This is a genomic window from Bacteroides sp. D20, assembly GCF_003436255.1.
Taxonomy (GTDB): Bacteria; Bacteroidota; Bacteroidia; order Bacteroidales; family Bacteroidaceae; genus Bacteroides; species Bacteroides uniformis.
The window spans coordinates 1-1339 of record NZ_QSOO01000048.1; the positions used below are offsets into that span (position 1 = coordinate 1).

1 protein-coding gene is annotated in these 1339 nt (G+C 42.2%); it reads right to left on the bottom strand.

All coding sequences use genetic code 11. The annotated features are described in order from the left end of the window. Window positions 1-53: 53 nt before the first annotated feature. Complete coding sequence (locus tag DXD78_RS20890) at window positions 54-1286, bottom strand: IS256 family transposase (protein WP_034529910.1); 1233 nt, start codon at window positions 1284-1286, stop codon at window positions 54-56. Window positions 1287-1339 lie beyond the last annotated feature (53 nt).

The following is a 1339-nucleotide window of genomic DNA, read 5'->3' on the forward strand; positions in this document are numbered from 1 at the left end:
GGCAGTATCCATAATTTTGTGTAAATAGAAACGGGATTCAGTTATAAGTTCTCTTATATCTGGATTCTGTTTTCAAAAATAAGCATAAATTGGTTCATAATCAATCCCCAGTTAGTAATCGGCATTGTCCATTTCTTCTCAATCTCCATCAAAGCGAGGTATACCATTTTCTTCACAGCATCATCCGACGGGAATGAAAGCTTTGATTTAGTGTACTTTCTGATTTTTCCATTCAGATTTTCAATGAGATTTGTTGTGTAGATTATTTTCCTGATTTCCAATGGAAACTGGAAGAAAACAGTCAGGTCATCCCAGTTATTCCTCCATGAGAGGATGGCATAAGGGTACTTCCCTCCCCATTTCTTTTCCAGATTATCCAGTTCCACGGCAGCAGCCTCCTTGTTGGGCGCGTTATAGATGTTCTTCATATCGGCTGTAAACTCTTTCTTGTCCTTGTAAACGACATATTTACAGGAGTTCCTGATTTGATGTACAACACATATTTGCGTGGAAGACTGAGGAAATACGGCACGTATGGTGTCGGTAAACCCGTTCAGGTTGTCAGTGCAGGTAATCAGTATGTCCTGTACTCCGCGGGCCTTCAAATCTGTCAGGACACCCATCCAGAATGAAGAACTTTCTGATTTTCCCACCCACATGCCAAGGACTTCTTTCAAGCCGTTCTGTTTCAGACCGACACAGAGATAGACAGTCTTGTTGATGATTTTTCCGTTGTCACGAACCTTGAATACAATACCGTCCATCCAAACGATGAGATAGACAGGATCCAAAGGGCGGTTCTGCCATTCCTGAGCAGCCTGGTTGACTTTGTTCGTAATGATGGAAATGGCTGATGTGGACAGTTCTATTTCATAGATTTCACGCATCTCCTCTTCAATGTCGGACACGCTCATTCCTTTGGAATATAGGGAGATAACAAGTTTTTCTATGGAAAGCCCACGACTCTCGTGTTTGGGAACAACTATGGGATTGAATTCACCGTTACGGTCACGGGGAATAGGTATGACCGCTTCACCGTGTTCAGTTTGGATTTTCTTGGGGTAGCTGCCGTTACGGGAATTACCGCTGTTATGACCGGAAACCGAATTCTTCTCATAACCCAGATGCGCATCCATCTCACCTTCAAGCATTTTCTCCAATACCTGCGCGTGTAACTGCTTCAGAAACTTGCTGACATCAGCTTCTGTCTTGAACTGGCTAAGGAACTCCTTACTTAATACCTCATCAGGCACTACATGATTCTTCTCTTTCATAATTTTCTTCATTTTGCAAAGCTATTAAATAAAAAATACGGAACCCATACTGAATCCCGTATTTT